This is a genomic window from Streptomyces sp. NPDC002574 (genome assembly GCF_042889545.1).
Taxonomy (GTDB): Bacteria; Actinomycetota; Actinomycetes; order Streptomycetales; family Streptomycetaceae; genus Actinacidiphila.
The window spans coordinates 223,595-243,985 of the sequence record NZ_JBIARB010000012.1 but is presented as its reverse complement, the minus strand read 5'-3'; the positions used below and the strand labels follow the sequence as shown (position 1 = coordinate 243,985).

The window sequence follows — 20,391 nt, the reverse complement described above, 5'->3', positions numbered from 1 at the left end:
GGGGGGGCCCGCCCCCCCCCCGGGGCGCCCCCCCCCCCCCCCCCCCGCGCCCCCCCCCCCCCCCCCCCCCCCCCGCCCCCCCCCCCCCCCCCGGGCCCGGGGGCGCCCCTTCTTCGTGTGTACGCGGCGGGCGGGCTCCCGCGGGCTCAGCCGGCCGCGAGCTGCCGCTTCACCTCGGCGGCGACCCGGCCGCCCTCGGCGAGGCCGGTCACCTTCGGGTTGACGATCTTCATGACCGCGCCCATGGCCCGCGGCCCCTCGGCGCCCGACTCCTTGATGGCCGCGGAGACGATCCCGGCCAGCTCCGCGTCGTCCAGCTGCTTGGGCAGGTAGCCGGCGAGCACCTCGCCCTCCGCGAGCTCCCGCTCCGCGGACTCCTTGCGGCCGCCCTGCTCGAAGGCCTCGGCGGCCTCCCGGCGCTTCTTGGCCTCGCGGCCGATCACCTGGAGCACCTCGTCGTCGGACAGCTCGCGCGCCTCCTTGCCCGCGACCTCCTCCTTGGTGATCGCGGTCAGGGTCAGGCGCAGGGTGGACGTGACGAGCTCGTCCCGTCCCTTCATGGCAGCCGTGAGGTCGTCGTGCAGACGCTGCTTGAGCGTGGTGGTCATGACGTCGAGTCTGCCAGGTCCCCGCCGGGAGGGCCGGAGATTTATCGCTGACGAGCCGTCTGCCACCATGGGGGCATGCGCGCGCTATACGGAGTACCCCTGGGCATCACAGCCGCCGGCGCCGCCTGCGTGGCATACGCGGCCGGCATCGAGGCACGGTCCTTCCGCCTGCGCAGGGTGCAGGTGCCCGTGCTGCCGGCCGGCATGCGGCCCGTCCGCGTCCTGCAGCTCTCGGACATCCACATGGTCGGCGGACAGAACAAGAAGCGCCGCTGGCTGCAGTCGCTGGCCGGACTGCGGCCCGACTTCGTCGTCAACACCGGCGACAACCTCTCCGACCCGCAGGGCGTCCCCGAGCTCCTCGACGCGCTCGGCCCACTGCTCGACCTCCCCGGCGTCTACGTCTTCGGCTCCAACGACTACTACGCCCCCAAGCTGCGCAACCCCGCCCGCTACCTCGTCGAGCGGGTCCGCGGCGTCCACGGCCTCAACGGCAAGGGCGCCCCTGCGGTCAACGTCACCCGCAACCCGTGGGAGGACGTCCGTGACGCCTTCGACATGGCCGGCTGGGTCGGGGTCAACAACACCCGCGGGCGCCTCAAGCTCGACGACGGCATCGAGATCGCCTTCACCGGTCTGGACGACCCCCACATCCGGCGTGACCGCTACACCGAGGTCGCCGGCGGCCCGGACACCGACGCCGACCTCTCCCTGGCCGTCGTCCACGCGCCCTACCTGCGGGTCCTCGACGCCTTCACCGCCGACCGCTACCCCCTGATCCTCGCGGGCCACACCCACGGCGGGCAGCTCTGCATCCCCTTCTACGGGGCCCTGGTCACCAACTGCGACATCGACCCGGAACGCGTCAAGGGCCTGTCCACCCACGAGGCCGGCGGCCACCGCTCCCACCTCCACGTCTCCGCCGGTTGCGGCACGAACCGCTACACCCCGGTCCGTTTCGCCTGCCCCCCGGAGGCCACGCTCCTCACCCTCGTCCCGGCCGGCTGAGCCACCCGGAAAACCGGATTTCGTCTCCAGCGGCCGGTCCGCTAGAGTAATCCTCGTTGCGCCGGGCTGCAGGGCCACGACGCAACACCGGGGTGTGGCGCAGCTTGGTAGCGCGCTTCGTTCGGGACGAAGAGGCCGTGGGTTCAAATCCCGCCACCCCGACTTCGTAGAGGCAGATCAGGGCCACCTAGGAAATTTCCTAGGTGGCCCTGACTCGTGTTGCGTGACTATCTGCGTGACCAACGCTCGCGGTCCCGGTCGAAGATGCCGTCCATGACGACCGCCCCTGTCTGGATCACAGGGCGGATCTGCTTGCGGTGGACCTCCTCGGTGACCGAGGTCCCGGAGTGGCCGACCAGACGCGAGATCTCTTCCAGCGGCACGCCGCTGTCCGACAGCAGCGAGTCGAAGCTGTGCCGCGGCTCCCTAGGAGTCCAGTCGGCGGGATCGACGCCTTCGGCTCCCTTGAGGGCCGCGCGGAAGGCCCGCCGGACGTGGGACGCGTCCAGTTCGTTACCCACCGCGGAGGCGAAGACGAGCCCCCGCTCCTCCCACTTGTCGCCGGCCGCCAGGCGGTCCCAGCCCTGGTCCTCCCAGTGCTGCCACAGGGCCTCCACGCAGCAGGCCGGTAAGGCGAGCGTTCGGCGAGACTTGCGCGTCTTGGTGTCCCCCGAGGCACGAACGGATCGCCAGACCGCAATGTGCGGCGGCACGGGCGGTACCGCGTCCGCGTCGCCCTTGAGTGAGACGTGGTCCCACGTGAGGGCCCGCAACTCCTCCGTCCGGGCCCCGGTGAGCAGCGCCACGACGATGTAGGCGTGCATCGAACTGCCCTCAGCCGTCTTGAGCACTGCTCCGGCTTGCGCCAGGGTCAGAGCCTTGGAGGGTCGTCCCGGCTGCCCCGTGGGGACTGCGCACAGTTCGACGACGTTGTGCTTCACCTTGTCCCGGGCCATGGCTCGCTTGACGGCACGGTTCAGACACGAGTGGACCCCTTGGAGGGGTCCGCGTGCTGAGCGCCTTCGACTTCTCGGCGAGCCACTTGTCCACATCCTCCGCTCTCCGTTCGCGAAGCTTCCGGGCACCCAGCGAGGGGATCACGTGCGTCCGGCTGAGGAAGGTGCAGGCTTCCTGCGTTCCCTTGTCACGATCCACCAGGCCGTACAAGAGCCAGTCGTTCACCGCGTTCTCCACGGTGCAGCCGGACGGCGCGACGGCGAGCCCGTCTTCGTAGTCCCGAAGAATCTCCCTCAGCCTGGCCTTGGCTTCGGTAGGAGGCGGCATGTCGTTCGTCCTCTTCAGGCGCGTGCTGTTCCCATTGCCGTGCATGGCCGCATGCGAGAAGAGGAGAATGTGATGGGACAGCTCGACGGCAAGACTGCCGTGGTCACTGGCGGCTCGACGGGAATCGGATTCGCCAGCGCCCGTCGTTTCGTTGAAGAGGGAGCCCACGTCTACCTCACCGGCCGGCGGCAAGAGAGGCTCGACGCTGCGGTCGCGTCCATCGGCGAGCGAACTACCGGTGTCCGCGGCGACGTGGCTGACCCGGCCGACGTGGACCGCTTGTACGAGCGGATCGCCGCAGACGGCCGGCGTGTTGACGTGGTGTTCGCGAACGCTGGAGTAGGAGAGCCAGCCCCACTCGCGCAAATCACCGAGGAAAACATTGACTTTCATCTTGGCGTGAACGTGAAGGGCACCATTTTCACCGTGCAGAAGGCGCTGCCGCTGTTGAACGACCACGCCTCCGTCATCCTCTCGGCCTCGATTTGGACGATCGAGGGACCGGAGGGCTTCAGCCTCTATGCGGCTACGAAGACAGCGGCACGGTCCTTCGCCCGCACCTGGGCCAACGAGCTCAAAGACCGGGGCATCCGGGTCAACGCCATCAGCCCCGGAACGATCGACACGCCCGGACTCGACGGGGCCGTCGGCGTCCACACGGGGCAGGGCAGACAGACGAAGGAATTCCTGGTCAGCCGGATCCCTCTCGGCCGGATCGGGACCCCGGAAGATGTCGCGGACGTCGTCCTCTTCCTCGCTTCCGAGCAGAGCCGCTTCGTCACCGGTATCGAACTGTTCGTGGACGGCGGCGCTGTGCAGGTCTGACGGTTCGCGTCCTCTGTTCGCCGCACCGCTCGATCGTTGGGGATACGGAAGCACGTCAAGGGCAGCCGACGGACTGAGCGTCTAACTGCGCCACAACAGCCCCGCAGCGAGGCGACAACCACGGACGTCTGCGGACCGTTAATCGCAGCTCAGGAATAGTGCAGCCGCAGGTCACAGGGCCGCGCGCATTGCTTCGGGACGAAGAGGCCGTGGGTTCACATCCCGGGGTTCAAATCCCGTCACCCCGACCCAGGTCAGAAGGCGCGTACTCACACGAGTATGTGCCTTCTGTGTTTTCCGGGGAGACCGACAGAGAGCCGTTCGGAAGTCGGCCGCGGACGGTGGGTCAATCCACCGCCGGTCGGGGCGGCTTGGGGGTACAGCCGGGGCCGCTGAACCTGTTCTCCCGTGCCGGTGGCGCCACCGGGGGCCGCCGCCTCCGCCCTGGACACGATCGACCCGGAACAGTCCGAGTGCCCGCCGCCGGGTTGCGTCTCGTGCCAGCATGATCGGACCGGTGCCGGGGGGCGGCACCGTGATGACGGGGGATTGTTGTGACACGTGGCATGAGGCGAGGGACGGTCCTCGGGTGCGCCGGGGCTGTTCTGGTGCTGAGCGGGTGTACGCAGGAGCACCGGGCTGCCGTGCCCGAGCGGGCGGCGAGAGCGACAGCGACAGCGACGACGCGAACGCAGACGCAGGCGGCCTGGCGGGATCCTGCCGAAGCGCTGGGGGATGCCAAGGTGTGGGCTTCGAGCGGGCGGCGTACGGGCGAGTGGGAGGCGCACCTGCCCGCGTCCGACGGGGGGACGGTCTGGGTCAGCACGCAGTGCGAGGGCTCCGGCACGCTCACGGTGGACACGGGCCGGTACGGCACCACCACGGAGCACTGCTCCGAGCGGCCGGACGGGAGCCTCAACGCCTCCGAGGAGATGGGCACGAAGGCCGCGGGCCGGGTCAAGGTGACCGCGGGACCCGGGGTGACCTGGGCGGTCGCGGTCGGCTGGGGCCCCGGGAAGGTGTCTTCGAACGACAGGGACGGCGACGCGCCGACGACGCCGGAAAATTGATGGGTGGAACGTGTCGATTCCGCGCGCTGCCGTTCGACGCGTGGACGACGGGCTGGTCAGCGTGTCCGGGAGCGACCGGATCCCAGCCCGGGACACCTAGGGAGCGATCATGCGTTTTCTGATGATGCACCGGCTCGACGAGAGCGCCCCGGAGGCGTGGAACCCCAGCCAGGAGTTCATGGAGAAGATGGGCGCGTTCATCCAGGACTGGTCCGAGCGGGGCATCCTGATCACGGCGGAGGGCGTCCATCCGTCCGAGAGGGGCGCGCTGGTGCGCAAGCCCCGGGGCGGGGCGACACATGTGACCGACGGGCCCTTCACCGAGGCCAAGGAGGTCATCGGGGGCTTCGGGCTGATCAATGCCAAGGACCGGGCGGAGGCCGTCGAGCTGGCCCGGCAGTACGCCGAGCTGTTCGAGGAGGTGGAGGTCGAGGTGCGCCAGGTCGTGGAGTTCGACGACCTGGAGCCCCCGGCCTGATCCGGCCGGCGCCCGCCCGGCCCGGCCGTCATACCGGCTCCACCTCCGGGGTGCGGGCCGCGACGGCCGGCCGGGGCCGCAGGATGCCCGCGGCGCAGGCCGCGGTGACGCAGAAGGCGACCGGGAGCAAGAGCGTCACGTTCAGCGGTACGAGGTGGGTCAGCGGGCCGATGACGGCGGGCCCGGCGAGCATGCCCAGGTAGCCGAGGCCGGCGACGCGGGAGACGTTGGTCGCGGAGGCGTCCTGGTCGGCGTGGCCCGCGGCGCTGAACAACTGGGGGACGCAGCCGGACAACCCGGCGCCGAACAGCGTCCAGCCGAGCAGTGCCAACGGGATCGACGAGGAGAGTGCCGCCGTGGTGAGGCCGAGGGCGGCCGCGGCGGCGCCGTGGCGGAGGACGGCGGCCGGGCCGAAGCGGGCGGCGACGCGGTCGGTGAGGAAGCGGCCGGCGGTCATGGCGGTGGCGAAGGCGCCGTAGGCGAGGGCGGCGGTGGAGGCCGGGGCGTCGAGCACGTCGCGCAGGTGGAGCACGCTCCAGTCGTTGGCGACGCCCTCGCAGAGCATGACCATGAACGCGAGGACGGCCAGCAGCCAGATGCGCTGAGGCGTCCGGCGCCGGGCGGGTGCGGCGGGCGTGCTGTCCCGGGGGGCCGCGGGCGCGGCCGTGTCGGGCCGCAGCAGGGCGGGGGCGGTCGCGACGGCGACGACCAGGCCCGCGACGGCGACGGTCCCGAGGGTGGCGGCCGGGCTCCAGCCCCGGTCGAGCGCGCGGGCGCCGGCGAGGGAGGCCAGCACACCGCCGATGGAGAAGGTGGCGTGGAAGGCGGACATCACGGGCCGCCCGTAGCCGCGTTCGACCTGCACGGCGTGGGCGTTCATGGAGACGTCCAGACAGCCGTTGCCGATTCCGAGGACGAGCAGCGCGCCGCCCAGCGTCCAGGCGTCCGTGGCGAGTCCGGGCAGCAGGACGGCCGCGCTGCACAGGGCCGCGCCGAGCGGGACGACGGTACGGGCCCCGAAGCGGTCGGTGAGCGGGCCCGCGACCTGCATGCCGGCGAAGGCGCCCGCGCCGAGCAGGAGCAGCAGCCAGCCGAGCACGGCGTGCCCGATGCCCGCGCGCTGCTCGATGCCGGGGATGTGGACGATCCACATCCCCATGAGGAAGCCGTTCAGAGTGAAGTAGACGAAGGTGGCCAGCCGTCCGGCCCGCAGGGATCTCTCCATGCTTCGAACATAACGAACAATCCTGATGTGCGAAAGATTGATTCTTGAGCGCCCTCGGTGTTCACTTCTTCCATGGTGAGTACAGACCGGCTCCGGCGGATCACCGAGGCCGTACGGGAGGCGGGCAGCGTCGGCGTCGCGGAGCTGGCCGCGCTGACCGGCGCCTCCGAGATGACCATCCGCCGCGACCTGGAGGTCCTGGCCGACCAGGGCGTGCTGGAGCGCTACCGCGGAGGGGCGCGGAGCCTGCTGCTGCGCGGCGAGGAGCCGCCGTTCGCGCTGCGCACCCGGGAGGGACTGGACATCAAGCGGCGCATCGCCGCGGAGGTGGCCGGGCTCGTGGCGGACGGCGAGTCCGTGGTCCTGGACAGCGGGACCACATGCCTGGAGGTGGCCCGCGTGCTGCAGCACCGGCGGCTGACCGTGATGCCGCTGTCGCTGCACGCGGTGAACGCGCTGGCCGGGGCGACCGAGCTGACCCTGCTGGTGCCCGGCGGCCGGCCCCGGGCCGGGGAACTGGCGCTGACCGGGCCGCTGACCGAGGCGTCACTGTCCGCGCTTCGCTTCGACACCGCCGTGATCGGCTGCTGCGGGCTCGGCGCCAAGGAGGGGCTGACCGCGTACGACCTGGACGACGCGGCGGTGAAGCGGGCGGCGATCGCCTCCGCCCGGCGGGTCGTCGCCGTGGCCGAGGGCGCGAAGTTCCACCGCACGGCGCTCGCGTTCGTCGCGCCCGTCACGGCACTGCACACCGTGGTGACGGACTCCGAGGCCCCGGAGGACGAGACGGCGGCGATCGCCGCGGCCGGTGTGACTGTTCACCGGGTGTGAACCGGCGCCGCACAGGGGGCACTTCGGCACCTGGAGTGACACGTTGCCGGCCGTCCGGTGCGTTGCGCGGTGCACCGCGACCCGGAGCCGGTCCGCTTCCGCCGGAGCAGGAGTAATCATTGAGCGGTAGAACAATTCGCCCATCAGCTTGCTTGTCCTGACAAACCGCCCTGCCGGTTCTCCGAGTGGCCGTCCGCTACCGCTCGGAGCCCGGTGCGGAAGAGGACCACCCATGAGGAACATCGCCGAACGACTGCATACCGCTCCCGACCCCGCCGCCCACGCCCCGCCGTCGCATGCGGTGACCGCCGCCGACTGCGGGTTGCTGCTCCTGCGGCTCACCGTCGGCCTGGTGATGGCGGGCCACGGTTGCCAGAAGCTCTTCGGGATCTTCGGGGGCAACGGCCTCACCGCGACGGGCAGGGGCTTCGAGGCGCTGGGCTACCACCCCGGTACGTTCTACGCCGTTCTCGGCGGCCTCTCGGAGTTCCTCGGCGGCCTGGGCCTCGCGCTTGGGCTGTTCACGCCCCTCGCGGCTGCGGCCCTCATCGCCGTGATGATCAATGCCATGGTGAACGTCACGGCGGCGCACGGCCTGTGGGCCATGCACGGCGGCCTGGAGTACACGATGTGCATCGCGGCCGTCGCCCTCGCCGTCGCCGCCATCGGGCCCGGCCGGCTCTCCCTCGACCGGCCGTTCCCCTGGGGGAAGGGCGGCTGGGAGGAGGCCGGCATCGCACTGGGCCTGGCCGGCGTGGGATCCGCGATCGTGCTCAGTCTGTAGATCCGTGCCGCCCCCGGGGGCGGCACGGCACACACCCGGGGGCCCGGGGAAAACCGGTCTGTGACCGAGAGGTGACGACGCCCACGGTCCGCCGCGGTCCCGCATCCGGTTGGATGGGGTCATGAGCGACGTCATGGCTGGTATGCCGGATTGGGAGAAGCGCTTCCGGGCGCCGCGCGTCGGACTGCCGGAGTGGGCTGAGGACGCACCCCACCGCAGCCTCTTCGTGTCGAATGCGACAGGCACGTACGAGTTGTACGCGTGGGACCGGACAACGGGGGCGCAGCGGCAGGTCACGGACCGGCCGAACGGGACGTCGGACGGGACCCTGACGCCGGACGGCGCCTGGGTGTGGTGGTTCGCCGACAAGGACGGCGACGAGTTCGGGGTGTGGATGCGCCAGCCCTTCGAGGGCGGCGCCGACGAGACCGCCGCGCCGGGGCTGGAGCCCTCGTACCCGGCGGGGCTGGCCCTCGGCCGGGACGGGCTGGCGGTGGTGGGCCGCTCCACCGACGAGGAGGGCACGACCGTCCACGTGGCGCGCCCCGGGGCGGAGCCGGTGGAGATCTACCGCCACGAGGAGTCGGGCGGGGTCGGCGCGCTGTCGGAGGACGGCACCCTCGTGGTGATCGAGCACACCGAGCACGGGGACGCGATGCACTCGGCGCTGCGCGTCGTGCGCACCGACGGGTCCGCCGTGGCGGAACTGGACGACAGCGAGGGCGGCACCAAGGAACTGGGCCTGGAGTGCCTGGGCTTCGCGCCCGTGCTGGGCGACACCCGGCTGCTGGTGGCGCACCAGCGGCGCGGCCGCTGGGAGCCGATGCTCTGGGACGTGGCGGCCGGTACGCAGACCCCGCTGGCGATCGACCTGCCGGGCGACGTGGCCGCCGAGTGGTACCCGGACGGTTCGGCGCTGCTGGTGGTGCACTCGTACCAGGCCCGCAGCGAGATCTTCCGCTACGGGCTGGAGAGCGGTGAGCTGACCCGGCTGGAGACCCCGGCGGGCTCGGTGAGCGGGGCGACGGCGCGCCCGGACGGCACGGTGGAGTTCCTGTGGTCGTCCGCGCAGTCGCCCTCCGAGGTGCGGTCGACGACCGGCGCGGTCGTGCTGGAGGCGCCGGGCTTCCGGGCTCCGGGCTCGGTGCCGGTGGAGGACGTGTGGGTCGAGGGTCCCGGCGGGCGGGTGCACGCGCTCGTGCAGCGCCCGGCGACCGGCCAGGGACCGTTCCCGACGATCTTCGAGATCCACGGCGGCCCGGCCTGGCACGACTCGGACGCCTTCGCGGCGGGCCCGGCGGCCTGGCTGGACCACGGCTACGCGGTCGTACGGATCAACTACCGCGGCTCGACCGGCTACGGCCGGGAGTGGACGGACGCGCTCAAGCACCGCGTCGGCCTGATCGAGCTGGAGGACATCGCGGCGGTGCGGGAGTGGGCCGTGGAGTCCGGCTTCGCGGACCCGGCGCGGGTCGTACTCTCCGGCGGCTCCTGGGGCGGTTTCCTGACGTTGCTGGGCATGGGCACGCAGCCCGGGCTGTGGACGGCGGGCCTGGCGGCCGTGCCGGTCGCCGACTACGTGGCCGCGTACGAGGACGAGATGGAGGCCCTCAAGGCCCTGGACCGCACGCTGTTCGGCGGCTCCCCCGAGGAGGTGCCGGAGCGCTACGAGGCGTCCTCGCCGATCACCTACGTCGGCCAGGTCAAGGCGCCGGTCTACATCTCGGCGGGCCTGAACGACCCGCGCTGCCCGATCCGGCAGATCGACAACTACGTCGAGCGGCTGGAGGGCCTGGGCAAGGCGCACGAGGTATACCGCTACGACGCCGGGCACGGCTCGCTCGTGGTCGACGAGCGGATCAAGCAGCTACGGCTGGAGCTGGACTTCGTCCGCCGGCACCTGGGCGGCTGAGGCCGGAGCGGGTTCCTCGGGTGACTGGTCCACGAGGCCGAGCGCGGCGTCCCGCCGTGTCTCGGCCTCGCGGCGCAGCAGGCGCACGTACATGAAGAGCACGAAGCCCGCGAAGACGAACCACTCGCCGGTGTAGCCGAGGTTCTGGAAGGCCTTGAGGTCCAGGCCGGTGCCGGGCGGCGCCGCGGGCGGCACGGCCGCCAGGGGCGCCACGACGCCCTCGGTCTGCGTGATCCACGCCCCGTACACCGGGTACGGGACGAGGTTGACCAATGACGCGGCGCTGATCATCCCGAGCTGGCCGGCCGGGAGCCCGCCGCGGGTGACGACACCGTCGGTGCTGTCGGTCTCCGGGGCCTGGAGGGCCCCGGAGACGGTGACCTCGCCGGACGGGGCGGCCGGGACCGCCGCGGGCGACGCCTTCGACGCGTCCCCGGGCAGCCAGCCGCGGACGACGGGCAGCGCCTGCCCGCCGCTCACCCGCAACGGGGTCAGCACGTAGTAGCCGGTGCGGCCGTCGAGTTCACGGCCCGGCACGAGGAACTGGTGGGAGCCGTCGTAGCGGCCGGTGGCGGTGACGGTCCGGCCCGAGGTCTCCGCGGTGACCACCGAGCGGATCGTGGGCAGCAGTTCCGCGAGCGGCACCGCGGCGGTCCTGGCGTCCCGCGACGGCGCGTCCTGCGCGGCGCGGTGCGTCTGCACGCGGTCCTCGAAGCGGCTCAGCTGCCAGCTGCCCATGAAGGTGCAGAACGCCACGGCGCACACCACGAAGAGGAGCCCGCCCAGCCAGCGCGGGGTCAGCAGGAACCGGTACACCCCACCAAGGTACGGGGCGCGGGCGGGCCGGTCGGACCCGCCCCCGTTTCCCGCCCCTGTCCCGGGCAGTGCTCAGGACAGGGCGAGCGGCCCGGTGTGGTAGATCGTGCCCGCGCAGGCACCGGCGAGGGTCGCGGTGGCGACCGGGGACCCGGCGTCGGGAGTGTGGCTGAGCTCGACGCTCGCGGCGGGGGCACCGTCGGCGGGCGCGGAGTCCAGGGTCGTGCTCGTCTGACCGGACGTGTCGGCGCCCGCCGTCGGGTCCCCGCTGCCGGTGGGGGTGGGCGTCGGCGAGGCCGGCGGGGCGGCACAGCCGCTGATGTCCCCGCCCGGGGCCGGGACCCAGGCGAACTGGACCTCGTAGCTCGCACCGGACTGCAGGACGAGCGGATCCGTCCCGGCGTCGGGCAGGCCGCTGCCGTCGCCCGCCACGTGGTCGAGCACGCTGATCCGTGTCGGGTCGGCGGAGCCCTGCGCGGTGGCGTTGACCACGCCGCCGCCGTCGATGGTGCAGGCGGCCGCGGAGACATTGGCCACCCGGAAGTAGCCGGTGATCCGGCCGGCGGCGTCGGCCGCTCCGGCCCAGCCCGCCGGGTTGCCGAGGTCGGCGGCGGTGCACGTCGGCGACGAGACGCCCAGGCTGCCGGCCGACTCGGTGGTGTGCGGGGTCGGGTCGCCGCCCGGGGTGCCCGGGGCATCGTGCTTGCCGCCGCCGCCCGCGGTCGGATCGACGACCACGCCCGTCGCGGGGCCGGACGGCTGGTCGTCCTTCGCGCCGTCGGTGGAGTGCGCGCCGTCGGTGCCGCCGGACGAGGAGGTGCCGGCGGCGGCCACCGGGTTGGGGTTGTCCCAGCCGGACGTGTTCGTGGCGTGCAGCACGGCCGGCACGGCCGCCACCGCGAGCAGGCCCGCGGCCGCCGTACCGACCAGCAGCTGGCGCCGGTGCGCGCGCCGCGCGGGCACGGCCCGGCGCAGGTGCGTCAGCGTCTCGGGGCCGGGCTGGAGGTCCTGCACGGCGTCGCGCAGCAGCCTGCGCAGCGCGAGTTCGTCCGGGCTCAGGTCCGGCTCGGCCTCCGCGCGCGGGCTCTCGGCCGCCGTGGGGGTCACGTCGGGCACGGCGGGTCGCTCGGGTGGGGTGCCGGCCGTCGCCTTCCGCGGGCTCTCGACGTTCTTCGGACTCTCGGGCTTCTCGGTGTGCTTGGGGTCCATACCCTCGGGGGTGTTCGGTTCGGTCATGCCGGGGCCTCCATCGCGACGCGGAGCGCCGCGATGCCGCGCGAGCCGTACGCCTTCACGGACCCTATGGATATGCCGAGGGTCTCGGCCACCTGGGCTTCGGTCATGTCGGCGAAATAGCGTAGGACGAGGACCTCGCGCTGGCGGCGCTGCAGGGTGCGCAGCGCGGCCTTGAGCTGGTCGCGCTCCAGCAGCTCGTAGGCGCCCTCTTCGGCGCTCGCCATGTCGGGCATGGGCTTGGAGAGCAGCCGCAGGCCCAGGATGCGGCGGCGCAGCGCGGACCGCGAGAGGTTGACGACGGTCTGGCGGAGGTAGGCGAGGGTCTTCTCCGGCTCACGCACCCGCTTGCGGGCGGAGTGGACGCGGATGAAGGCCTCCTGGACGACGTCCTCGCAGGAGGCGGTGTCGTCCAGCAGGAGCGCGGCGAGGCCCAGCAGGGAGCGGTAGTGCGCCCGGTAGGTCTCGGTGAGGTGGTCGACGGTGGTCCCGGCCGACATCGCGTCGTCAGCGTCCCCCCGGTCGCGGCCCGAGGGAGACTGCACGACAGGCCATGGCGCGATCACCGGCATACCGCCGACCACGCCGGACGGCCGCCGCGCATACGGGCGCGCGGGAGCCGCGCCGCGCCCCAGGAGCGCCGTTTCGATGCCGAGTGCCTCTGCCACGACTGTTGGACACACTTCCCCCCGTCAGGGTTGTGCAGTCGGGGCACCGTTTTTGATGGCGCCGCGCATATCCCCATGCGTACCAACTATCCTCAATGCCCCTTTTAACCCGGCGCTGTTGCGCCGCGTCCGGCGTGCAGCAGCACACTAGGCCGGTGCGCTGACACAAGGACGCTCCCTGCGCGCCGCCCGGTTGCGGAACAGGGAGCTCAAATTGTCTGGCGCTTACAGCTTTCCTTCAAGCGATCCTGACCATATTTTGATCACACGATCGATACTCGCCGGTTCGGTGAACGCCGCAGGTCGGGACGGAGATGCGGTGTTTCACGTTCCGTAACGCCACGACCGCCGGCCCGCCCGGGAAGGGGCGGACCGGCGGTCGTGGGACAAAGCGGGTGGTACGGGTGGGGCGGGAGCGCGAAAGGTGACGGAATCCCCGGCGCCTCAGCGGCCGGTGCCGCCGTAGACGACCGCCTCGTCGCTCTCGGTGTCCAGGCCGAAGGCGGTGTGCACCGCGCGCACGGCCTCGTTGACGTCGTCGGCCCGCGTGACCACCGAGATGCGGATCTCCGAGGTCGAGATCAGCTCGATGTTGACGCCCGCGTTGGACAGCGCCTCGAAGAACTGCGCCGTGACACCGGGGTTGGTCTTCATGCCCGCGCCGACGAGCGAGATCTTGGCGATCTGGTCGTCGTAGCGCAGCGCCTCGAAGCCGATGCCGGCCTGCGTGCGCTTCAGCGCCTCGATCGCCCTCGGGCCGTCGCTCTTGGGCAGGGTGAAGGAGATGTCGGTCAGGCCGGTGGAGGCCGCCGACACGTTCTGCACCACCATGTCGATGTTGATCTCGGCGTCCGCGATCGAACGGAAGATCACCGCGGCCTCGCCCGGCTTGTCGGGCACACCGACGACCGTCACCTTGGCCTCGGAAGTGTCGTGTGCGACACCGGAGATGATCGCGTGCTCCATGCCCTTGGCGTCCTCTCGCGGCTCGTTGCTGACCCAGGTGCCCTGGAGGCCGGAGAACGACGACCGGACATGGATCGGGATGTTGTATCGGCGGGCGTACTCCACGCAGCGGTGGAGCAGCACCTTGGAGCCGGAGCTGGCCAGCTCCAGCATGTCCTCGGAGGAGATCCAGTCGATCTTCCGCGCCTTCTTCACCACGCGCGGGTCGGCGGTGAACACGCCGTCCACGTCGGTGTAGATCTCGCAGACCTCGGCGTGGAGGGCGGCCGCCAGCGCGACGGCCGTGGTGTCGGAACCGCCGCGGCCCAGCGTCGTGATGTCCTTGCTGTCCTGGGACACGCCCTGGAAGCCGGCGACGATGGCGATGTTGCCCTGGTCCAGGGCGGTGCGGATGCGGCCCGGCGTGACGTCGATGATGCGGGCCTTGTTGTGGACGGAGTCGGTGATGACACCCGCCTGGCTGCCGGTGAACGACTGCGCCTCGTGCCCGAGGTTTTTGATCGCCATCGCCAGCAGGGCCATGGAGATCCGCTCTCCGGCGGTCAGCAGCATGTCGAACTCGCGGCCGGCGGGCATCGGAGATACCCGTTCGGCGAGCTCGATCAACTCGTCCGTCGTGTCACCCATCGCCGAGACCACGACGACCACTTGGTGGCCGGTCTTCTTGGCATCGACGATCCGCTTGGCGACGCGCTTGATGCCGTCGGCATCCGCAACGGAGGAGCCGCCGTACTTCTGCACGACAAGGCCCACGTGCGCTCCTCAAATCTGGTACTGCGTTCGGCTCAGTTTATCGAGCAGGCCGGGATCGACCCCTTACCACCACATGCTGAGACGCCCGGCTCACTCAGCGGGCCATCTGCCCAACGACCCGCCGGCGTAATCGCGCCGTGCGTCGTGCTCAATATCACTGCCCCCGGCGTACGCCCCCGTGAACCGCGGGCGACGGCCGGCGGTCCCCCCGGCGGAACTCACTTCGCCGGGCGCAGCCCCAGCGGCTTGCCGATCTCGGCGGCCATCACACGGCCCGCCTCGTCCGCGAGCCGGTCGTCGTCATCCGCACCCGCGTCCGTGTCCAGGCCGTCCAGCGCGTCCAGCGGGCTGTCCAGCCGCACGTGCGCGACCAGCGACTGCAGCGCGCGCAGCGACGCCGAGGCGGTCGGACCCCAGTTGGACAGGTACGAGAACTGCCACCACCACAGCGCCTCGGTGATCCGGCCGGCCCGGAAGTGCGCCAGGCCGTGGGCGAGGTCGGTCACCACGTCCGCGAGGTCGTCGGAGATCCGGCAGGCGACCGGCGTGCTGCGCGGCACGTACGGGTCGAAGACCTCGGAGTAGACGTCGATCGGCTCCAGCAGCACCGCGAGCCGCTCGCGCAGCTCGTCGGCGTCCGGCTCCGGCCCGAGGTCCGGCTCGTACCGCTCGTCCGGGACGATGTCCTCGTGCGCGCCGAGCCGCCCGCCGGCCAGCAGCAACTGCGAGACCTCCAGCAGGAGATAGGGCACCGCGCTGTCCGGGTCGTCGCCCTTGGCGACCTCCCGCACCGAGAGGATGAAGCTCTCGATCTGGTCCACGATCGAGGACGCGAAGTCGTCGGGGTCAAGGGCGTTGTCAGACATCAAGCAGCCGCCTTCCTTCAAAGGCCCGGCCGAGCGTGACCTCGTCGGCGTATTCCAAGTCGCCCCCGACCGGCAGGCCGCTGGCGAGACGGGTGACTTTCAGTCCCATCGGTTTGACCATGCGCGCGAGATACGTGGCCGTGGCCTCGCCCTCGAGGTTGGGGTCGGTGGCGAGGATCAGCTCGGTGACGGTGCCGTCCGCGAGACGCGCGAGCAGTTCCCTGATCCGCAGGTCGTCGGGGCCGACGCCCTCGATCGGGCTGATCGCGCCGCCGAGCACGTGGTAACGGCCGCGGAACTCACGGGTGCGCTCGATGGCGACCACGTCCTTGGGCTCCTCGACCACGCAGATGACCGTGGTGTCGCGGCGCGGGTCACGGCAGACCCGGCACTGGTCGGCCTCGGCGACATTGCCGCAGACCGCGCAGAACCGCACCTTCGCCTTGACCTCGCTCAGGGCGTGCGCGAGCCGGCGGACGTCGGCGGGATCGGCCTGAAGGATGTGGAAGGCGATCCGCTGCGCGCTCTTCGGACCCACGCCGGGCAGCCTGCCCAGCTCGTCGATCAGGTCCTGAACCACGCCCTCGTACACGCTGTGCCCTCTTCGTCGCTCGGACGGTCCGGAAGACCCGGGGCCGTCAGAAGGGAAGGCCGGGGATGCCCCCGAGCCCCTGGGCGAGCGGGCCGAGCTTGCGCTGCTGCAGCTCCTGCGCGCTCGCGTTCGCGTTCTGCACGGCGGCGACGACCAGATCGGCCAGCGTCTCCGTGTCCTCAGGATCGACCGCCTTCGGGTCGATGACCAGACCCCGGAGCTCACCGGCACCGGTCACGGTCGCCTTCACCAGGCCGCCGCCCGCGGTGCCCTCCACCTCGGTCTCGGCGAGCTCCTGCTGGGCCGCCGCGAGGTTCTCCTGCATCTTCTGGGCCTGCTTGAGCAGCTGCTGCATGTTCGGCTGACCACCACCGGGGATCACGGTCTCGCTCCTGCCTCACGACGTCGGTTGTGCGGGTAGGGCGAGCCTACGTGCTCGGGCGCCCGCTCGCGCTACCCGTAGCCAGGAACGACCGACACGCGTCGCCCGTTCCGGCCGGAAGGACCGGCGTGGGCCGGTCGTTGGCGGGTTGCCGGGCGGCGGCCCGCCGGTTGCCGGCCGGTGTCGCCGGCCGGTCTCCGGCTAGTCGTTGGCGATCTCCTCGATCACGGTGGCCCCCAGTTCCCGCACGATCAGGTCGTGGCCGCTCAGGGCCGTCTCGTCCAGATCCGGGTCGTCGTCCTCGGGCATGTCGTACTCGACCGGGGGCGGCTCGTCGGCGATCGGCGCGTGCGCGGTGGCGGACGCCGCACCGGAGCCCGCGGACGACGCCCCCACCGCGGCACGGGCGGCGGCGGCCCCGCCCGAGGCGGGCGACGCGGCCTGCGGGGCGGCGGCGGGAGCGGCCGACGGGGGCTGCTGGTAGGGCTGTTGACCCTGCTGCTGATGCGGTTGCTGCGACGGTTGTTGCGGCTGTGCCGGCTGCGGCGCCGAGGGCGCGGGGCTCTGCGGGTGCCCCGGACCGGGACGCGAACCGCCGCCGAAACCACCGGAGGAACCGCCGCCCGGTCCCCCGGGGCTGACGATCGCCTCGATGCGCCACTGCACGCCCAGCGCGTCGGTGATCGCCTGCTGGAGCACGTCCTCGTGGCCGCGGTTCACGAAACTGTCGCGGGCGCCCGGGTTGTCGAAGCCGATCTGCAGCGTCGAGCCGTCGAAGCCGACGAGGCGGGCGTTCTGCTCCAGCAGTATCCAGGTGACCCGGCGCCGGTTCTTGACGGCCTCCAGGATGTCCGGCCACATCTGGCGCACCCGGGAGGCGTCGCCGACGGGCGCCCCGGACGCGGGGGCCTGGGCGGCCGGAGCCGTTTCCGCGGGAGCGGGGGGCGGGGCCGACGGTGCGGCCGCGGCGGGCCAGGCGCCGGGGCGCTGGCCTCCCCCGGGAGCGGCCGCGCTCGGCCAGGCGCCGGGACGCGGGGCGGCGGGAGCAGCGGGGGCTGCTGGGGCGGTTTCCGGGGGGGCGGGCGCCTGTGCGGGGGCAGGGGCGGGGGGCGCGGCGGGCTCGTCGACGGGACGCGCCGGGGGACTCATCGCCGCGCGGGCCGCGGCCCGGCCACCGCCCGGGGGCATCGGCTCGCCGAACTCCACGACCGGGGCCGCGGGGCCTCCCGCCGCTGCCGGCGCCGCGAAACCGCCCGCCGAGGCGCGCCGCTCCAGCCGGTCCAGGCGGGCCTGCACCGACCGCTCGTCGTCGTACGCGGCGGGCAGCAGCACCCGTGCGCAGATCAGTTCCAGCTGGAGTCGCGGCGAGGTCGCCCCGCGCATCTCCGTGAGGCCGGCGTTGACCAGGTCGGCGGCGCGGCTCAGTTCGGCCGCGCCGAAGACACCGGCCTGCGCCCGCATCCGCTCCAGGACGTCGGCGGGGGCGTCGATCAGGCCCTTCTCCACCGCGTCCGGCACGGCCGCCAGGATCACCAGGTCCCGCAGCCGCTCCAGCAGGTCGGCCACGAAACGGCGCGGGTCGTGCCCGCCCTCGATCACCCGGTCCACGATCTCGAACGCCGACGCGCCGTCCCCGGCGGCGAAGGCGTCGACCACGTCGTCCAGGAGCGCGGCGTCGGTGTACCCCAGCAGCGAGGTCGCCATGGCGTACGTCACACCGGCCTCGCCGGCACCCGCGAGCAACTGGTCCATCACCGACATCGAGTCACGCACCGAGCCGGCCCCGGCCCGGACCACCAGCGGGTACACCCCGCCCTCGACCGGGATCGCCTCGCGCTCGCAGACCTCCGCCAGGTAGTCGCGCAGCGTCCCCGGCGGGACCAGCCGGAACGGGTAGTGGTGGGTGCGCGAGCGGATCGTGCCGATGACCTTCTCGGGCTCCGTCGTCGCGAAGATGAACTTCAGGTGCTCCGGCGGCTCCTCGACCACCTTCAGCAGGGCGTTGAAGCCCGCCGAGGTGACCATGTGCGCCTCGTCGATGATGTAGATCTTGTACCGGCTGCCGGCCGGCCCGAAGAACGCCTTCTCCCGCAGGTCGCGCGCGTCGTCCACACCGCCGTGCGACGCCGCGTCGATCTCGATCACGTCGATCGACCCCGGGCCGTTGCGCGCCAGGTCCTGGCAGGACCGGCACTCCCCGCAGGGTGTCGGCGTCGGGCCCTTCTCGCAGTTCAGGCAGCGGGCCAGGATGCGCGCGCTGGTCGTCTTCCCGCAGCCGCGCGGCCCGCTGAAGAGGTACGCGTGATTGACCCGGTTGTTCCGCAGCGCCTGCTGCAACGGGTCGGTGACGTGCTCCTGCCCGATGACCTCGGCGAAGGTCTCGGGGCGATAGCGGCGGTACAGAGCGAGGGACACGCCTACGACGATATCGGCCCCCACCGACACCCGGACCCCGCCCATGTGACGGAGCCCACACCGGCCGCCCTCCGGGGCAAAAGAAAGACCCCTCACGCACCCGCCAGAGCCCACCTACCCTTGCTGCCTTCCGGCCCTGGGGGGGTTCAGCGAGATAGCGCCACGTGAGGGGCTGCACCCAGCCTACCCGATCCGATCACCCCCGGATGCACGCCGACGCTCCGCGGGAACGAGTTCGCGAGCACTCCCTCCGATCTAGTAATGTTTGCCGCGGAGGATTCGCCTAGTGGCCTAGGGCGCACGCTTGGAAAGCGTGTTGGGGGCAACCCCTCACGAGTTCGAATCTCGTATCCTCCGCCAGTGCCTCACCGGGCACGTTGTCGAAGGGCCCCACCGGTCGCGGTGGGGCCCTTCGTGGTTCTCCGTCTCAGTTTCCGTCTCAGTTGGCCCCGGGCGAGCCCCACAGAGCGTCGCCGACCTGGCGAGCCACGTTCTTCAGCACGGGTCCGGTCACGTGCATGTACCGCGAGCGCATCCGGGCCGAGCCACCGGGTTCCCAGCCCATGATCGCGTCCACGACGACATCCGGGACGCCGAGCAGAAGTAGGACCGTCGCCGCGGTGTGGCGAGCGTCGTGCAGCCGGCCGTCCCGTACTCGCGCGAGCTGAAGCAGCTCCTTCCAGTGGTGGTAGTCCGTGTTCGGCACCAGTGGGGAGCCGTTCGGCTGGGCGAAGACGTAACCGGTGCCTTGCCAGGCGTCGCCGGCGGCGATCCTTTCGCGCTCCTGTTCTTCCCGGTGGCGACGGAGCAGCTTGATGAGCGGATCTGGCAGGCCGATGGTGCGGCGGCCGGCCCGGGACTTGGTCGACTTGTACTCGCGGCGTACCTGCTCGCGCTGCGGGCAATACCCGGCCTTCCTCCCGCAGTTGCCGCCGCAGCCGTGCGTGTACTTCGGGCGAAGGCGGTTCTTGCGGGTGCGGAGGTATCCGGCTTCTAGGTCGACGTCCTCCCAGTGCAAGCCCAGGGCTTCTCCCTGTCGGAGGCCCAGTGCGAGCGCGATCACCCACCGAGCGCTGTTGCGTCGCTTCGACGCCTCCAGGAGCAGACTCTGCACCTCTTCGATCGCGTACGGCTCGATCTCCTCTTCTTCAAGACGAGGTGCCTTGGCGATCTCAGCAGGATTCGTAGGGACGTGCCCGCGGCGCAGGGCCTCCCCAAGCGCCGTGCGCATAGTGCGGTGCGCGTGGTGAGCTGTGCCCGCAGCACTGCCCGTGTCCTGCATCTTTCGGTAGAAGCGCTCCAGGTGCTCCGGCTCCAACCGGTCCAGGCGGTGCGCTCCCAGACCAGGGACCAAGTGGACACGGACATCTACCTCGTAGCCGTCGTAGGTGTTCTCCGAGACGTAGGGCTTGGCGATGTTCTCCACCCAGTGCTCAAGCCACGTCTTCACCGTCCACGCCTTGCCAGGCTTTCGCAGCTTCCTCTCATCGCGCAGCCGCTCCAGCTCTCGGACAGCCTTGGTGACCTCTGCTCGGGTTTTCCGCTCCACATGGCGACGGTCGGGTTTGCCATCGTCGCGGACGCCCACAGTGACGCGGCCGTGCCACTTGTCGTCCTTGCCGAGGTAGATCGAAGAGGCGCCATTGGGCTGCCGGGTCCGCTTTCGCTCCGTCAT

The 20,391-nt window shown here is 71.7% G+C and carries 18 protein-coding genes, 2 tRNA genes, 1 other RNA gene and 1 pseudogene; 9 read left to right on the top strand and 13 right to left on the bottom strand.

The window, feature by feature from the left end; all coding sequences use genetic code 11:
* Nucleotides 1-146: 146 nt before the first annotated feature.
* Nucleotides 147-608 carry a GatB/YqeY domain-containing protein gene (locus ACFYXS_RS28780; RefSeq protein WP_389253315.1) on the bottom strand — a complete coding sequence of 154 codons (462 nt, stop codon included), beginning with the start codon at nucleotides 606-608 and terminating at the stop codon, nucleotides 147-149.
* A 75-nt stretch (nucleotides 609-683) separates the two neighbouring features.
* Between ACFYXS_RS28780 and ACFYXS_RS28775 the strand changes: the two genes are divergently transcribed.
* Both ACFYXS_RS28775 and ACFYXS_RS28770 read left to right on the top strand, forming a co-directional pair.
* Nucleotides 684-1,616 carry a metallophosphoesterase gene (locus ACFYXS_RS28775; protein WP_389253313.1) on the top strand — a complete coding sequence of 311 codons (933 nt, stop codon included), beginning with the start codon at nucleotides 684-686 and terminating at the stop codon, nucleotides 1,614-1,616.
* Nucleotides 1,617-1,704: 88 nt separating this feature from the next.
* Nucleotides 1,705-1,778: transfer RNA gene (locus tag ACFYXS_RS28770), tRNA-Pro, on the top strand.
* A gap of 65 nt (nucleotides 1,779-1,843) precedes the next feature.
* Here ACFYXS_RS28770 and xerC read toward each other — a convergent pair.
* Nucleotides 1,844-2,900: pseudogene (gene xerC / locus ACFYXS_RS28765) on the bottom strand (tyrosine recombinase XerC).
* Between the two features lie 72 nt (nucleotides 2,901-2,972).
* Here xerC and ACFYXS_RS28760 point away from each other — a divergent pair.
* The 3 genes from ACFYXS_RS28760 (at nucleotide 2,973) to ACFYXS_RS28750 (ending at nucleotide 5,273) form a co-directional block, all read left to right on the top strand.
* Nucleotides 2,973-3,725, top strand: coding sequence for an SDR family NAD(P)-dependent oxidoreductase (locus ACFYXS_RS28760; protein ID WP_389253311.1), 753 nt, complete (start codon nucleotides 2,973-2,975; stop codon nucleotides 3,723-3,725).
* 743 nt (nucleotides 3,726-4,468) lie between these two features.
* The gene (locus ACFYXS_RS28755) at nucleotides 4,469-4,795 is read left to right on the top strand and encodes a hypothetical protein (RefSeq protein WP_389253309.1); all 327 of its coding nucleotides are present in this window, start codon (nucleotides 4,469-4,471) and stop codon (nucleotides 4,793-4,795) included.
* Nucleotides 4,796-4,904: 109 nt separating this feature from the next.
* Nucleotides 4,905-5,273: a YciI family protein gene (locus tag ACFYXS_RS28750; protein ID WP_389253307.1), complete on the top strand. Its 369-nt coding sequence runs from the start codon at nucleotides 4,905-4,907 to the stop codon at nucleotides 5,271-5,273.
* Nucleotides 5,274-5,301: 28 nt separating this feature from the next.
* Here ACFYXS_RS28750 and ACFYXS_RS28745 read toward each other — a convergent pair whose 3' ends face one another.
* Entirely contained in the window at nucleotides 5,302-6,498 is a 1,197-nt protein-coding gene (locus tag ACFYXS_RS28745) for an MFS transporter (RefSeq protein WP_389253305.1), read from the bottom strand.
* 72 nt (nucleotides 6,499-6,570) lie between these two features.
* On the opposite strand from ACFYXS_RS28745, the gene ACFYXS_RS28740 reads away from it, so the two are divergent.
* The 3 genes from ACFYXS_RS28740 (at nucleotide 6,571) to ACFYXS_RS28730 (ending at nucleotide 10,025) form a co-directional block, all read left to right on the top strand.
* On the top strand, nucleotides 6,571-7,329 hold the full coding sequence (locus ACFYXS_RS28740) for a DeoR/GlpR family DNA-binding transcription regulator (protein ID WP_389253303.1): 759 nt from the start codon (nucleotides 6,571-6,573) through the stop codon (nucleotides 7,327-7,329).
* Between the two features lie 232 nt (nucleotides 7,330-7,561).
* Nucleotides 7,562-8,113, top strand: coding sequence for a DoxX family protein (locus ACFYXS_RS28735; RefSeq protein WP_389253301.1), 552 nt, complete (start codon nucleotides 7,562-7,564; stop codon nucleotides 8,111-8,113).
* A 142-nt stretch (nucleotides 8,114-8,255) separates the two neighbouring features.
* Nucleotides 8,256-10,025, top strand: coding sequence for a prolyl oligopeptidase family serine peptidase (locus tag ACFYXS_RS28730; protein ID WP_389253414.1), 1,770 nt, complete (start codon nucleotides 8,256-8,258; stop codon nucleotides 10,023-10,025).
* On the opposite strand, the gene ACFYXS_RS28725 is transcribed toward ACFYXS_RS28730, so the two are convergent.
* The 9 genes from ACFYXS_RS28725 to ffs form a co-directional block, all read right to left on the bottom strand.
* Nucleotides 9,981-10,841, bottom strand: coding sequence for an SURF1 family protein (locus tag ACFYXS_RS28725; RefSeq protein WP_389253299.1), 861 nt, complete (start codon nucleotides 10,839-10,841; stop codon nucleotides 9,981-9,983). The genes ACFYXS_RS28730 and ACFYXS_RS28725 overlap by 45 nt on opposite strands.
* Before the next feature lie 72 nt (nucleotides 10,842-10,913).
* Nucleotides 10,914-12,077 carry a hypothetical protein gene (locus ACFYXS_RS28720; protein ID WP_389253297.1) on the bottom strand — a complete coding sequence of 388 codons (1,164 nt, stop codon included), beginning with the start codon at nucleotides 12,075-12,077 and terminating at the stop codon, nucleotides 10,914-10,916.
* The gene (locus ACFYXS_RS28715) at nucleotides 12,074-12,646 is read right to left on the bottom strand and encodes a SigE family RNA polymerase sigma factor (protein WP_389253412.1); all 573 of its coding nucleotides are present in this window, start codon (nucleotides 12,644-12,646) and stop codon (nucleotides 12,074-12,076) included. Before ACFYXS_RS28715 ends, ACFYXS_RS28720 begins: the two co-directional genes overlap by 4 nt.
* 540 nt (nucleotides 12,647-13,186) lie before the next feature.
* Complete coding sequence (locus ACFYXS_RS28710; RefSeq protein ID WP_319663866.1) at nucleotides 13,187-14,461, bottom strand: aspartate kinase; 1,275 nt, start codon at nucleotides 14,459-14,461, stop codon at nucleotides 13,187-13,189.
* 218 nt (nucleotides 14,462-14,679) lie between these two features.
* Complete coding sequence (locus ACFYXS_RS28705) at nucleotides 14,680-15,327, bottom strand: DUF5063 domain-containing protein (RefSeq protein ID WP_389253295.1); 648 nt, start codon at nucleotides 15,325-15,327, stop codon at nucleotides 14,680-14,682.
* Complete coding sequence (gene recR, locus ACFYXS_RS28700; protein WP_319663864.1) at nucleotides 15,320-15,919, bottom strand: recombination mediator RecR; 600 nt, start codon at nucleotides 15,917-15,919, stop codon at nucleotides 15,320-15,322. The genes ACFYXS_RS28705 and recR overlap by 8 nt, the downstream gene beginning before the upstream one ends.
* Nucleotides 15,920-15,965: 46 nt before the next feature.
* Nucleotides 15,966-16,301: a YbaB/EbfC family nucleoid-associated protein gene (locus ACFYXS_RS28695; protein ID WP_319663863.1), complete on the bottom strand. Its 336-nt coding sequence runs from the start codon at nucleotides 16,299-16,301 to the stop codon at nucleotides 15,966-15,968.
* A gap of 201 nt (nucleotides 16,302-16,502) precedes the next feature.
* Nucleotides 16,503-18,761 carry a DNA polymerase III subunit gamma and tau gene (locus tag ACFYXS_RS28690; RefSeq protein WP_389253292.1) on the bottom strand — a complete coding sequence of 753 codons (2,259 nt, stop codon included), beginning with the start codon at nucleotides 18,759-18,761 and terminating at the stop codon, nucleotides 16,503-16,505.
* A 35-nt stretch (nucleotides 18,762-18,796) separates the two neighbouring features.
* Nucleotides 18,797-18,893: signal recognition particle sRNA small type (ffs, locus tag ACFYXS_RS28685), an RNA gene on the bottom strand.
* 95 nt (nucleotides 18,894-18,988) lie between these two features.
* On the opposite strand from ffs, the gene ACFYXS_RS28680 reads away from it, so the two are divergent.
* A tRNA-Ser gene (locus ACFYXS_RS28680) sits at nucleotides 18,989-19,076 on the top strand.
* Between the two features lie 79 nt (nucleotides 19,077-19,155).
* Here ACFYXS_RS28680 and ACFYXS_RS28675 read toward each other — a convergent pair.
* Nucleotides 19,156-20,391: a tyrosine-type recombinase/integrase gene (locus tag ACFYXS_RS28675; protein ID WP_389253290.1), complete on the bottom strand. Its 1,236-nt coding sequence runs from the start codon at nucleotides 20,389-20,391 to the stop codon at nucleotides 19,156-19,158.